Source organism: Mucilaginibacter koreensis, assembly GCF_054783355.1.
This window is the reverse complement of sequence record NZ_BAAGQS010000001.1, coordinates 2,310,469-2,323,291: the sequence shown is the minus strand read 5'-3', so window position 1 is coordinate 2,323,291 and position 12,823 is coordinate 2,310,469. Positions and strand designations below refer to the sequence as shown.

General features: G+C 43.8%; 14 protein-coding genes. 9 read left to right on the top strand and 5 right to left on the bottom strand.

Annotated elements, in window-relative coordinates:
- Positions 1-3 precede the first annotated feature (3 nt).
- Genes ACYVNW_RS10575 through ACYVNW_RS10565 form a run of 3 tightly spaced genes read right to left on the bottom strand, consistent with a single transcriptional unit; the run spans position 4 to position 2,751 of the window.
- On the bottom strand, positions 4-1,062 hold the full coding sequence (locus ACYVNW_RS10575; RefSeq protein WP_460679833.1) for an ABC transporter permease: 1,059 nt from the start codon (positions 1,060-1,062) through the stop codon (positions 4-6).
- 1 nt (position 1,063) lies between these two features.
- Positions 1,064-2,215 carry a BT_3928 family protein gene (locus ACYVNW_RS10570; RefSeq protein ID WP_460679832.1) on the bottom strand — a complete coding sequence of 384 codons (1,152 nt, stop codon included), beginning with the start codon at positions 2,213-2,215 and terminating at the stop codon, positions 1,064-1,066.
- A complete protein-coding gene (locus tag ACYVNW_RS10565) occupies positions 2,212-2,751 on the bottom strand; it encodes a DUF1599 domain-containing protein (RefSeq protein ID WP_460679831.1) in 540 nt (179 codons plus the stop codon). The genes ACYVNW_RS10570 and ACYVNW_RS10565 overlap by 4 nt, the downstream gene beginning before the upstream one ends.
- 61 nt (positions 2,752-2,812) lie before the next feature.
- On the opposite strand from ACYVNW_RS10565, the gene folP reads away from it, so the two are divergent.
- From folP to ACYVNW_RS10550, 3 genes are all read left to right on the top strand, one after another.
- The gene (gene folP / locus ACYVNW_RS10560) at positions 2,813-3,685 is read left to right on the top strand and encodes a dihydropteroate synthase (protein ID WP_460679830.1); all 873 of its coding nucleotides are present in this window, start codon (positions 2,813-2,815) and stop codon (positions 3,683-3,685) included.
- Between the two features lie 97 nt (positions 3,686-3,782).
- Entirely contained in the window at positions 3,783-4,277 is a 495-nt protein-coding gene (locus tag ACYVNW_RS10555) for a DUF421 domain-containing protein (protein WP_460679829.1), read from the top strand.
- A 66-nt stretch (positions 4,278-4,343) separates the two neighbouring features.
- Positions 4,344-4,877 (top strand): OmpA family protein, encoded by a 534-nt coding sequence (locus tag ACYVNW_RS10550; protein ID WP_460679828.1) that lies wholly within the window; start codon positions 4,344-4,346, stop codon positions 4,875-4,877.
- 39 nt (positions 4,878-4,916) lie between these two features.
- Here ACYVNW_RS10550 and ACYVNW_RS10545 read toward each other — a convergent pair whose 3' ends face one another.
- Together ACYVNW_RS10545 and rlmN are read right to left on the bottom strand one after the other, a co-directional pair.
- Complete coding sequence (locus ACYVNW_RS10545) at positions 4,917-5,615, bottom strand: ComF family protein (RefSeq protein WP_460679827.1); 699 nt, start codon at positions 5,613-5,615, stop codon at positions 4,917-4,919.
- A 24-nt stretch (positions 5,616-5,639) separates the two neighbouring features.
- Complete coding sequence (gene rlmN, locus ACYVNW_RS10540; protein ID WP_460679826.1) at positions 5,640-6,707, bottom strand: dual-specificity RNA methyltransferase RlmN; 1,068 nt, start codon at positions 6,705-6,707, stop codon at positions 5,640-5,642.
- A gap of 159 nt (positions 6,708-6,866) precedes the next feature.
- Here rlmN and ACYVNW_RS10535 point away from each other — a divergent pair, with 159 nt between their 5' ends.
- From ACYVNW_RS10535 to ACYVNW_RS10510, 6 genes are read left to right on the top strand one after another with little or no spacing between them, the layout of a single operon-like run.
- Complete coding sequence (locus tag ACYVNW_RS10535; protein ID WP_460679825.1) at positions 6,867-8,030, top strand: amidohydrolase family protein; 1,164 nt, start codon at positions 6,867-6,869, stop codon at positions 8,028-8,030.
- Between the two features lie 38 nt (positions 8,031-8,068).
- A complete protein-coding gene (locus ACYVNW_RS10530) occupies positions 8,069-8,341 on the top strand; it encodes an acylphosphatase (RefSeq protein ID WP_460681008.1) in 273 nt (90 codons plus the stop codon).
- A 39-nt stretch (positions 8,342-8,380) separates the two neighbouring features.
- Complete coding sequence (locus tag ACYVNW_RS10525) at positions 8,381-9,865, top strand: lipopolysaccharide biosynthesis protein (protein ID WP_460679824.1); 1,485 nt, start codon at positions 8,381-8,383, stop codon at positions 9,863-9,865.
- 4 nt (positions 9,866-9,869) lie between these two features.
- Complete coding sequence (dut, locus tag ACYVNW_RS10520) at positions 9,870-10,301, top strand: dUTP diphosphatase (RefSeq protein WP_460679823.1); 432 nt, start codon at positions 9,870-9,872, stop codon at positions 10,299-10,301.
- Positions 10,302-10,311: 10 nt separating this feature from the next.
- Positions 10,312-12,045 carry a tetratricopeptide repeat protein gene (locus ACYVNW_RS10515; protein WP_460679822.1) on the top strand — a complete coding sequence of 578 codons (1,734 nt, stop codon included), beginning with the start codon at positions 10,312-10,314 and terminating at the stop codon, positions 12,043-12,045.
- Complete coding sequence (locus ACYVNW_RS10510) at positions 12,023-12,820, top strand: DUF4292 domain-containing protein (protein WP_460679821.1); 798 nt, start codon at positions 12,023-12,025, stop codon at positions 12,818-12,820. The genes ACYVNW_RS10515 and ACYVNW_RS10510 overlap by 23 nt, the downstream gene beginning before the upstream one ends.
- Positions 12,821-12,823 lie beyond the last annotated feature (3 nt).

Below are 12,823 nucleotides of genomic sequence, written 5' to 3'. Positions count from 1 at the left end.
CACTTAACTTAATTTCACCCGCGGGTCAATCCACACATACAATAAATCTACCAGTATATTGATGATCACAAAAATAAGGGCAATAAATAAAATAGAGCCCATAATGACTGGGAAATCCGACATCTCCAGCGCATCCACCGTTACCTTACCCAAGCCGTTATAACCAAATACGTATTCTACAAAAAAGGAGCCGGCCAGCAAAGAGGCAAACCAATTGGCAATAGCCGTAATTACCGGGTTAAGCGCATTGGGTAAAGCATGCCGGAACACAATGCGCCAGCGCCCCAATCCTTTGGCTTTGGCGGTGCGAATATAATCCTGGCTCAATACGTCCAGCATGGCATTGCGGGTTAATTGAACTATAATGGCTAATGGGCGTAACCCCAGCGTAACCATAGGCAGTACCAGGTTGCGCCAAGTAATTACCTCGCCTCTGAACGGATCGTAGCTGTATAAACTGCCCGACATATCCAGGCCGGTATACCGGCTCAGTACAAAGCCAAACAGCCAGGCAATAATAATACCTGCAAAAAAAGAAGGTGCCGATATACCTAATACCGAAAAGGATAAAGCCGCTTTATCTATCCAGCTACCCTGATAAACGGCGCTTAACATACCTAACAATATACCTAATACAATAGCCAAGGCCATGGCGGTGGTAGCCAAGATGAGCGTATTAGGGATTACCTCAGATAATAATTGTGCTACAGCTTTGTGCGTTTGATAGGAGCGGCGCAAATAAGGCCATTTTAAAACCAGTACATTGTTCTTTGATATGGGTAATAAAGTAATATAGCTATATTGTTCCTGCGCTTCTGCACTCCGCTCATTGAAGCTGATGGGTGATAAGTCGTTCAAGTAATACAAGTATTGCACGGGTACAGGCTTATCTAGGCCAAACTCTTTGCGTACAGCTTGTAATGATTGTACATCACTGCGCTGCCCCTGCGTCATGCGGGCGGGGTCAACTGGTAAAATGTTGAACAAGATAAATACTACCGTGGCCACGCCCAGCATTACAGCCAATCCATATACGGTTTTACGTAGCAGATAGCGCAGCATGTTACTGTTGTTGCAGGTACTCTTTTACCAGCCGGTCATACTTCGGCATGGTGTGATAATGCCATTTATTAACCACAGTTCCATTCTTTAACAATATGAGGCCTGGGTTAGCGCGCACCATAGTTTTCAGGGGTACGCCATCAGCATAAAATATTTCAGATACCAAACGATGGGCCTTGGCAAATGCTGTTGCCTCCTGTGCGTTGGCTGAGGTAAGAAAAACCGTGCGCACGTTATAATTCTGCGTCAGGTTCATGGCTAAGGCATTGGCGCGGTCAATGGCCTCGGCATTGGTATGCTTTAAATCGTATGCTACAATCCATAAACTGTAAAACGGATTGGATAGTAATTCATCAGTATAACTGTTTCCCTGTGCATCCTGAATTGAAAGGTCGCGTATCTTCGGGGTAAAACCAGTTTTTACCAGGCGGCGTTCCGGGTCGCCCTGCACCTGCCAGTTGGCATCTTTCCAGATACCGCTTTTCAGGTATTCTTTATCAGTGATGTCTTTGGTGGCGCTTGTTGACTTATTTTTTAAATGATAAGTTAGTTCGTACTCATCCGGCTGCGCTCCGGGTGGCGTTTTCATTTCATTGGGCAGGTTAGCGCCAACCTTGTAAGGTAAAAAATCAATTACCGGCAAAAAGTTATAGGTATATAACCCCACACCTACCGATGCGATAACTGCTATAATTAATAAAGTATTTTCCAGTTTTTGGTTCACTAGCAACTGCATCTGTTTGCGGTTAAAAAACAATACCAGCACCAGTGCCAACAGCACCATGTCTTTACTGAAAGATTGCCAAGGAGTCAGCGGTATAGCATCGCCAAAGCAGCCGCAGGTTTGCACAACTTTAAAGTAGGCCGAGTAAAAAGTAAGAAAACCAAAGAATACAATCAACAGCAATAAGCCCCAGGCTACTGCATTGACACGGATACCTATAATGAGCGCAAAGCCCAGCAGCATTTCCAGCGCGCATAATAAAATAGCGGTGCTCAACGCTAAGCCATTTAATGCCGTGAGGTGAAATACCTCAAAGTATTCCTGTAATTTATAAGAAAAGCCAAGCGGATCGTTGGCTTTAATTAATCCTGAAAAAATGAAGAGGAGGCCTACCGCAATGCGACAAACCCAAATAAGTGTGTTTTTCATTTTACGCCCAGTTTAATGAGTGCAAATACTGAATAGTTAAGCATGTCTTGATAATTGGCCTTTACCCCCTCTGAGGCCAGCGTTTGCCCGGCATTATCTTCAATTTGTTTTACGCGCAGCAACTTCATTAAAATCAGGTCGGTTAACGAACTAACGCGCATATCGCGCCAGGCCTCGCCATAATCATGGTTTTTGGCAAACATAAGGTCGCGCGTTTCATTTACGCAAACATCAAACCGCTGGCTCACGTGTTCGGCTGAGAGCTCGGTAGGCGTACCGGGCTCACATTCCAGCTGCATTACAGCAATTACACAATAGTTGATGATGCCGATGTATTCACCAATCACATCATCGCCCACCATAGATACCTTTTTTTCTTCGAGCGTGCGGATGCGCTGCGCTTTGATAAAAATTTGGTCGGTGATAGAAGATGGCCTCAAAATGCGCCAGGCGGTGCCGTAGTCACGTGTTTTTTTGATAAACAGATTTTTACAAACCTTTATAACGGCATCGTATTCGGCTGCGGTATTGCTCAACTCGGTAGATTTTAATTTTTAACGATATTTGCTACGGCAGCCTTTTTAACAACTGCCAATAATGGCTAAAGATACAGTTTTTAATAAAAAGACCACGATAAATGCCCGAGGGCGTTTGATAGATTTGAGCCGCCCGAAGGTGATGGGTATCATCAACCTCACGCCCGATTCTTTTTATGCCGACAGCCGCAAAACAGATACGGAAACTGTGTTGCAGCAAGCGCATAAGATGCTGAATGAGGGCGCTGCATTTTTAGACCTGGGCGCTTATTCTTCCCGTCCTGGCGCTACGGATATTTCGGTGCAGGAGGAAACCGACCGTTTGCTGCCGGCGGTAGAGGCTGTAGTAAAAAACTACCCTGATGCTATAATTTCAATAGATACTTTTCGTGCTTCGGTAGCCGAGGAGGCCATTAAAGCAGGTGCACATATCATTAATGATATTTCGGGCGGGCAGTTAGATGAACTGATGTTTGCCACTGTGGCCCGATTGCAGGTCCCCTACATTTTAATGCACATGAAAGGTACCCCGCAAAATATGGTGCAGTTAGCTGATTATCAAAATGTATTTAACGAAGTGTTTGATCATTTGGCTGGTAAATATCGCCAATTGCGCAACTTAGGTGTACATGACGTAATTATTGACCCCGGTTTTGGCTTTGCCAAAAAAGCGGAGCACAGCTACGAACTCATTAACCGTTTGCAGGATTTCCAGCTTTTAGGTTTACCGGTTTTAGTTGGCATCTCCCGTAAGCGCATGATTTACGGCCTAACCGGCGGAACAGCGGCTGATGCCCTGAATGGTACCACCGCTTTAAATACTATTGCCCTTACCAAAGGTGGCTCTATTTTGCGGGTACACGACGTTAAACAAGCGGTAGAAGCCATTAAAATTTGGGAGGCTTGTAACAGCAGCATATTGAGTTTACAATAATGATTTGTATGCTGTAAACACCACAGCGCTATACGTGTTATTAAATTGGGTTAACGTTAAATTTACTGTGTGTTAACATTGGCTTTTAATAACGGGTATGGAAGATATTTTAATAAAAATATTTGGTGAGGGGAAGGATTTGTCGGTAAGCCAGATGTGCTGCCGGGCATTTGTGGTGTATTTTATTGCATTGGTATTGATACGGATTGCAGGCCGGCGTACATTCGGTAAAAAGTCAGCTTTTGATAATTCAATTGCTTTGATTTTAGGAGCTGTATTAAGCAGGGCAGTGGTAGGTGCCTCTGCTTTTGTGCCTACCGTGAGTTGCTGTTTTGTACTGGTAGGTTTGCACAGGCTACTGGCCTGGTTAAGTACAAAAAGTGATATTGTAAGGCAATATATTAAAGGCGAAAATTTACTGTTATTCCAAAACGACGAAATTTTACACGATAACCTGAGGCAGGCTATTATGAGTGAAAAAGATTTAATGAGTGATGTACGCACCAAAGGGAGTATAGATAACCTGGCGGCGGTGAAAGAAATACACATGGAACCCAGCGGCGAAGTGAGTGTAATAAAGAAAGATGCATAAGTAAAGCCCGGGCCTCTTCTATATTCAAAAGTTTTATGTTTAGTTTTGCTTAAAACAACCCCAAACATGAAATCCGCATCACCTAATTATTTGCTATTGGCTTTGGCCTGCACTGCGTTTACATTTCAGGCCTGTAAAACTAAAAAGATAGCGCAAAAGCCAGCGCCGCCTGTACAAACAGCACAGCCTGCGCCTGTAGCAGAGCAAAAGGCCGAGCCCCCAGCACAAGCCCCACAAGAGGCAGCGCCTGCACCTGCCGCGCCTGATTATAATTTTTCAAACATCCAATTTGAGTTTAATTCTGCGGTACTAAAAACAGGTTCTTACCCGGTACTTGACCATATCGCTGCTGAAATGAAAAAGGATAATACCGCTAAATTTATGCTGAACGGGCATTCTTCAACAGAAGGTACAGCCGAGCATAATATGGCTTTATCAGTAGAGCGCGCTAATTCAGTAAAACTTTATTTAACCAATACCGGTGTTGATGGCAGCCGCCTTACTGTTAAAGGTTATGGCGAAACCAAGCCTATAGCCAGCAACAACACCGAAGAAGGCAAAGCCCAAAATCGCAGGGTAGAAGTAAAGGTAATTCAATAAGTATACAACTATGCTGAGTAGAGATGCCGGTGTGCTTTTTTACTCGGCATATGCAATGGTAGCAATGCTTAAGCTTAAGCCCGGCACTGCAAGTAAGGCAAGAGCACACGCCTCTAATGTAGAGCCGGTAGTTACCACATCATCCACCAAAAGTATGTGCTTGCCAGCCAGGCGTTCGGGATAACGAACCGCAAAAACCGCCTTCATGTTCTCAAACCTTGAAAAGCGCGACTTATGGGTTTGTGTTTCGGTGGCTTTGGTACGCATCAGGTTGCCGTCTTCAACATTCCGATGCATTGCCTTTGCTATGCCCTCGGCAAAACGGGTGCTCTGGTTGTACCCGCGTTTACGTAGTTTGCTGCGATGCAAAGGTACCGGGATGATATAATCAACCGTTCGAAATATATCGTTAGCCAGCAATTGTTCGCCTGCCAGATAGCCCAGCTTATTGCCAATTTGCGGCATGTTCTGGTATTTTAACTGGTGAATAAGGTGTTGTACTTTACCACCTTTGCTGAAATGCAGTAAGGCATAACCACCTTGTAGAGGTATGCGCCCCCAAAATTGCTGCGCTACCGGGTTGGCAGATTGCTGATGATAATCGGTATAGGGTAAAGTGAACAGGCATTGCGTGCACAATACCTCCTCGTGCCCTAACAAACCGGTGTTGCAGGCCTGGCACAATTGCGGGAAGAGCAGAGATAGAAAATCGGCCAGGTAAGTGCGCTGCAGCTTCATGGCTTAAAGATAACTGAAATCTGATTAGACGGCCAAAGCTGCTGCTTTTTCTTTTACAGCCAACTGCCCGCAGGCCGCATCAATATCTTTGCCACGGCTGCGGCGTACATTGGTAATGATGCCCTGCTTGCGCAGGTAAGCGGCAAAAGCTTCTATCTTATCTTCGCCTGCATTTAAAAAGCTGGCGAATGAGATAGGGTTATATTCAATGATATTCACTTTACAAGGCAGATGCTTGCAAAATTTGGCCAGCTCCATCGCATCCTGAATATTGTCGTTAAAACCGTCAAACACGATGTACTCATAGGTAACTGCATTTTTGGTTTTCTGATAATAATATTTCAACGCTTCAGCCAGCGCTTTCAGCGAGTTTTGCTCGTTGATGGGCATAATGGTATTGCGCTTTTCATCATTGGCCGCGTGCAGCGAAAGCGCCAGGTTAAACTTTACCTGGTCGTCGCCCAATTTTTTAATCATTTTGGCAATACCCGCAGTAGATACCGTAATGCGTTTGGCCGCCATGTTCAGTCCATCTTCGGCAGTAATGCGCTCTATTGATTTTAAAACATTGCTGTAGTTCAGCAAAGGCTCGCCCATGCCCATGTATACAATATTGGTAAGGGGCTGGTTATAATTTTCCTGCGCCTGGCGGGCAATGAGTACCACCTGGTCATAAATTTCATCGGGGTTAAGGTTGCGCTTACGCTCCATATAACCGGTGGCGCAAAACTTACAGGTAAGGCTACAGCCCACCTGTGAGGAAACGCAGGCCGTCATCCGGTCGGTAGCCGGAATTAAAACACCCTCAATTAAATGGGTATCGTGCAGAATAAAAGAATTTTTTATAGTTTTATCAGCACTAAACTGCGAGGAATTAATTTTAACAGCATTAATAATATAATTGTCTTTCAGTTTATTACGAAGTTCTTTTGAAATATTGCTCATGTCATCAAATGAAAAACATGATTTTTTCCAAAGCCATTCATAAACTTGCTTAGCCCGGAATGCCTTTTCGCCCAGTTGTATAAACTGTTGCTGAAGTGCCTCTAAGCTAAGGCTGCGGATGTCTGTTTTTTTATTAATTGCGCTCACTTTAGCAAAGATAACTAATTTTAAATGCTGTTCTTACAGCGCAGGTGTTGCTTAATTGTAAAAATTAAAAAACAACAACTCAAAGTTAATTGTAGCTTAAGTTTTAACAATTAATGAATTTAATGAACAAGGCTTGAGTATACCGTTATTTTTACTTTAATGAAAAGTTTTAGAGCCGATTACGTTTTTCCAGTTAGTGCCGATCCGATAAAAAATGGTGTAGTTACCGTAGATGATTACGGGAATATTATCAGCGTTAATACCACAGGTGAGCCTGGGGTACAGGTTCAAACCCTTAAAGGCATCCTTTGCCCGGGTTTTATTAATACCCACTGCCATGTGGAGCTTTCACATCTTAAGGGGAAATTGCCGCAACATACCCGTTTGGTAGGGTTTATTAAAAACGTACAGCAATTTCGTAATGCCGATTTGGCCGAGGTAACTGAAGCCGCCCTGCAGGCCGATGAAGAAATGTACAACAACGGTATTGTGGCCGTGGGCGATATTTCGAACACAGCGCTTACCATTGGCCTGAAAAAAAACAGTAAATTATATTATCATACATTCATAGAGATCTTTAGCTTTCTGCCCGAAAATGCAGTTCCGGCTTTTAATAAAGCCTTAGAGTTACAGGAAGAGTTCAGGCCGCTGCCGGTATCTATAGCGCCGCATGCACCGTATTCAGTATCTAAGGAGTTATTCAGGCTGATTCGTGATTACTGTGAAACCCATGAAAATTTGCTTAGCCTTCACAACCAGGAGTGCGATGAGGAGAATAAATTTTTCAGGTACAAACAGGGAGAGTTTAATGATTTGTACGAGCATTTTGGAATAGATATCAGCTATTTTAAGCCCCAGGCCCGTAACTCGCTGCAAACTGTGGTGCCCTTGCTTACCCATAAGCAAAAAATATTGCTGGTGCATAATACCTGTACCAACCTGAAGGACATTTACTTTGCCAAACGTTTTGATCGTAAGATCAGCTGGTGCTTTTGCCCAAATGCCAATCTGTTTATTCAAAACAAATTACCTAAGGTAGATTTATTTTTGGATCAGGGCTTTAATATCACTTTAGGTACTGATAGTTTGGCTTCTAATCATAAATTATCCATCCTGAACGAAATGCTTACGCTGCAGCAGGGATTTCCAAACCTGGAATTTAGCCGCCTGTTGGAGTGGGCTACCATAAACGGCGCACGCTTTTTAGGGGTAACTGACCGAATGGGAAGCCTTGAAGCCGGAAAAGCGCCCGGCCTTAACCTGCTTACCGGGATGGATGGTTACACTTTAACGCCCGAAACCCGGGTGCAGCGTTTGGCGTAGATTGCTGAATTAATTTTATTTTTGCTGGTGCTATGGCCATACAACATTTAAATATTACCGTAAAAGGCAAAGTACAGGGTGTGTTTTACCGTGCAAGTACCAAAGCCGTGGCCGACCAGCTGGGCGTACGCGGCACGGTAAAAAATGCAGAAGATGGCAACGTGCTGATTGAAGCTGAGGCTGATGCCGGTACCCTGGAAATGTTTTTAGACTGGTGCCACGAAGGCCCTGAACGTGCCCGTGTAGAAAGCGTGGAAAGCACTGAAGGCGAACTCAAAAACTATCGTAACTTTGAGGTGGTAAAGCGTTAGGCGTTTTGCTGCTTTATTCATTTATAATCCGATTATTACTTGTCAACCGCTAAGAAGTTTGCCGGGCAAACGGCTATTTATGGCTTAAGCACTATTGTGCAGCGCCTGTTAGGCTCGGTACTTACACCGCTTTATACTACCGCGTATTTGCCAAAGGTATATGCCGTGTTTACTACCATGTTCAGCTACGCTTCTATTCTGAACGCGATACTTTCCTTCGGGATGGAGACTACTTTTTTCAGGTACTTGAATAAGTTTCCTGAAAATAAGAGGCAGGTATATAATAATGGTTTCTGGGCGGTGGCATTGCTGGCCGCAGCCTTCTTTCTGCTTACCTTTCCGTTTGTACATCAGCTGGCAGGTATTATCAATATTGGTAAAAGCAACCAGCGTGCAGAGTTTGAACCCTATATCCGTTTTTTTATAGGCATACTGGTACTGGATGCTTTATGCGTATTGCCTTTTGCCAAGCTACGAGCCGATGGCCGGCCTATGATGTATGCGGTAGTAAAACTGACCAATATTTTTGTGATGGTTTCGCTCAACCTCATCTTTATTTTCGGTATTCCGTTTTGGATTAGCCATCATTTGGCAGGCGCCGGCTGGCTAAGCAGCTGGTATGTAAAAGGATGGGTAGGCTATGTGTTTTTGTCTAACCTGATTGCAAGTTTTATTTCCCTGCTGATGCTGTTGCCGCAATTAACTTGGGTGCAATTAAGGTTCAATAAAGGCTTATTTAGTGAAATGCTACTGTACAGTTGGCCCATACTCATCGCCAACCTGTCCTTTATTATCAATGAAAACCTGGATAAACTTCTATTAGGCAAACTATTGCCCGATCAAATCAGCGAACATGATTTAGGCGTATACTCGGGTTGTGCCAAGTTGTCTATCTTCCTTAGTATTTTTGTGCAAGCCTTCAGGCTGGGGGCCGAACCGTTTTTCTTTAGTCACGCCAAAAACAAAAATTCGGGTCAAACCTACTCCCGTATCATGACCTATTTTGTCATGACCATCTGCATCATGTTCGTGGGTATTATTGCTAATATTCAAATTCTCAAGTACTATGTCAACAACCCGGCTTATTGGGTAGGGTTAAATGTAGTGCCGCCTTTGCTATTCGGTTATGTGAGTTTGGGTATTTACATGAATTTATCGGTATGGTATAAATTGTCTGATCAAACCAAATACGGCCTTTACATATCGGGTATTGGTGCCATACTTACCATTGTGCTTAACGTAATTTTTATTCCCAAGTACAGCTACATGGCCTCCGCATGGGTATCGTTAATAGCCTATGCCACCATGATGGTGTTGTCTTACCTATGGGGGCAAAAAAATTACCCCATTCCGTATAACTTAAAAAAGTGCCTGGCGTATATTGGAGTTTCAGTTGTATTGGTATTTCTATCTTTCCATGTGTTCAATCGCAATATATTTATAGGCAATGCTTTACTGCTTCTATTTGCAGCAGGTGCGTTTGTAAGTGAGAAAAAAGAATTAATGGCCATACTTAGAAAATAAACCTATGATTATTAGAGTAGTCAATAAATCGAACAATACGTTACCGGCTTACGAAACCATGCATGCCGCCGGGATGGATTTGCGTGCTGATATCGAAGAACCTATCCGGTTACAATCGTTGGAGCGTAAACTTATTCCTACCGGTTTGTATATAGAATTGCCCGAAGGCTATGAGGCGCAGATTCGCCCGCGCAGCGGTTTGGCTTATAAGCACGGTATCAGCATCGTCAACTCGCCGGGTACTATTGATGCGGATTACCGGGGCGAGATTAAAGTATTGCTGGTGAATTTATCTGCCGAGGTATTTGAAATTCAGCCCGGCGACCGTATTGCCCAAATGGTAGTAGCCAAGCATGAAAAAGTAGAATGGGAAGAAGTAGCTATACTTTCGGAAACTTTGCGCGGAACAGGAGGTTACGGGCATACCGGCGTTTAATTCAAACCTGATGAGAGCACATTGGCTTGCTATTATATTTACAGGGATTTCTTTAGCAGCTTCGGCACAAAGTAAAGAAAGCTCCGGCGCCATTGTAATGGTGGTAGGCAAACCTATGACTGCTTCAGACAGTACAGATGCCAAACGTATCTTCCTTTCGGCGCTACGCGAACGTACTATGGGTAATACTGATTTAGCTGCCGAGCTATTTAACCAGGTATTGCAAACTGACCCAGCCAATGATGCCGCTATGTATGAGCTTGCCTTGATTAAAAAGCGCAAGAACAGCCTCACCGAAGCACGTGAGTTACTGGAACGTGCTGTAACCGTAAAGCCTGAAAACGAATGGTACTGGGTAGCACTTACCGATAGTTACGAAAAAACAAACGACCTGCCCAAAATTGCCAATGCTTTCAGGGAGTTAGTAAAGATTAATCCGGATAAGCCGGAGTACTATATGGATGAAGCCAGTGCGCTGTATTTGCAAAAAAAGTATGCAGAAGCGCTGGCTATTTATACGCAACTGGAGCAGCAAACCGGCCTAACGGATGAGATACTTTCAGGCCGGCAGAAAATTTACCTGAAACAAGGTAGGGTAGATGAGGCTGCTGCTCAGGTGCAGCAAGTAATTGCCGACCACCCCGAACAGGTACGCTATCAATTGCTGTTAGCCGAAATTTATAATTCAAACGGTTCGCCTAACAAGGCGCTCGAAGTATTGCAAAAAGCGCAGGCCCAACACCCCGAAAATGCTTTTGTCCATTTAGGGCTGGCCGATATTTACAGAGATAAAAAAGATTATCAAAACAGCTATAACCAATTAAAGCTGGCTTTTGCCATAGCCGATTTAGGCATTGATCAAAAGGTGAAAATTGTATTGGGCTATGTACCTAAGTTTCCTGATCAAAATGCGCTGAACAGTGCGCTTGAATTAAGCCAGATCATCACAAAAGCTCACCCAGAAGATGCTAAAGCTTTCGCTTTATATGGTGATATGCTGGTGCAAAACAAACAGTACCATGAAGCCAGGCAGGCTTTTGATAAATCCATACAACTCAACAACAGCGTTTATGCCGTTCACGAGCAATTGGTAAGGCTCGATTTATCGGAGAACGACTACAAAGCGGCTATTGCGGATAGCGAACGGGCGCTTGCCCTGTTCCCTAACGAGGGATGGATTAATTATTTTGCAGGAGTGGCTTACCAGCAAACCCGTCAACCGGCCAAGGCCGTAGAAAAGCTGAACAGAGCGGCCTCATTACCTGCGTTGGGCGAGGAATTGTCAGGGCAGATTTATTCGGTACTTGGCGATTGTTATCATGAACTGAAAAACAATGCCGCATCGGATGATGCCTATGATAAAGCTTTGCTGATCAATGCAGATAATGCCTATACGCTTAATAATTATGCCTATTATTTATCGTTAAGAAATGAACGATTGGACAAGGCGGCACAAATGTCGGCCCGTTCCAATGTGCTGCAGCCCGAAAATGCTTCGTTTGAAGATACCTATGCCTGGATACTATTTAAGCAACAAAAGTATGCAGATGCCAGGCTTTGGATGGAAAAGGCGTTGCAGCACGGTAAAACAAAAAGCAGTACGCAAACCGAACATTACGGCGATATTTTGTTTCACTTAGGTGATACAGCAGGGGCTATGCAAAACTGGCTCAAAGCCAGGCAATACGGCGCCCAGTCGCCCACTTTAGAACGAAAAATAAATGAGAAGAAATATTTGGAATAAACTGCTGCTGATTGCAGTTCTGGCAGTATTAGCCAGTTGCAAAGCACGTAAGCAGGCGGTAGTAATTAACAAACCCAAAGTGGCAGAAAAACCAGCAGCCAACCCCATGATTGCTAAACTGGCAGCAATACGCGCCAATCAGATTGATTTTAACACCTTTTCGGGTAAAGCTAAAACCAAACTGGATATTAACGGCAAAAGCAATGATGTAACGTTGAATATCCGCATTCAAAAAAACCAACGGATATGGGTGTCTATTACAGCTTTGTTAGGAGTAGAAGTAGCCCGTGCCTTAATTACGCCCGATAGTATACAGGTAATTAACCGTCTGCAGAGTATATATTTAAAAAAGCCATTCAGTTATATTTATAATTACGCTGGCCGGCAGGTAAATTATAAAACGGTTGAGTCATTGTTGATTGGTAATGCCATCCCTGAACTGGTAAATGATGCCAATGTGCAACTACAAACTGGTACTAATGGCAACACAGTATTGTCAGGAAATTTGCAGAGCTTAATCTACCAGTTAACTTTAAATCAGGGTTACCGGGTAACGCAAACCAATTTGAGCAACCAGGCAGCAGGGCAAAGTTTACAGGTAGCCAACAGTGAATTTGTGCAGGCTGATGGTAAAGTGGTGCCTTCGCAAATCAATATTAAATCAGAGGTGAAAAATAATAATATACAGGCCGATTTGCGTTATAGCCGTACCGAATTTAATCAGGTGTTGGAATATCCGTTCAGTATTCCTTCCAGGTTTTCACCTGCAGATTAATTT

Bases quoted from the DNA above. Each gene is read 5' to 3' on its own strand.
- ACYVNW_RS10535 (WP_460679825.1), top strand. From the start codon at position 6,867: ATGAAAAGTTTTAGAGCCGATTACGTTTTTCCAGTTAGTGCCGATCCG.
- ACYVNW_RS10570 (WP_460679832.1), bottom strand. From the start codon at position 2,215: ATGAAAAACACACTTATTTGGGTTTGTCGCATTGCGGTAGGCCTCCTC.
- ACYVNW_RS10545 (WP_460679827.1), bottom strand. From the start codon at position 5,615: ATGAAGCTGCAGCGCACTTACCTGGCCGATTTTCTATCTCTGCTCTTC.
- folP (WP_460679830.1), top strand. From the start codon at position 2,813: ATGGCTAAAGATACAGTTTTTAATAAAAAGACCACGATAAATGCCCGA.
- ACYVNW_RS10575 (WP_460679833.1), bottom strand. From the start codon at position 1,062: ATGCTGCGCTATCTGCTACGTAAAACCGTATATGGATTGGCTGTAATG.
- ACYVNW_RS10515 (WP_460679822.1), top strand. From the start codon at position 10,312: ATGAGAGCACATTGGCTTGCTATTATATTTACAGGGATTTCTTTAGCA.
- ACYVNW_RS10555 (WP_460679829.1), top strand. From the start codon at position 3,783: ATGGAAGATATTTTAATAAAAATATTTGGTGAGGGGAAGGATTTGTCG.
- dut (WP_460679823.1), top strand. From the start codon at position 9,870: ATGATTATTAGAGTAGTCAATAAATCGAACAATACGTTACCGGCTTAC.
- ACYVNW_RS10550 (WP_460679828.1), top strand. From the start codon at position 4,344: ATGAAATCCGCATCACCTAATTATTTGCTATTGGCTTTGGCCTGCACT.
- ACYVNW_RS10510 (WP_460679821.1), top strand. From the start codon at position 12,023: ATGAGAAGAAATATTTGGAATAAACTGCTGCTGATTGCAGTTCTGGCA.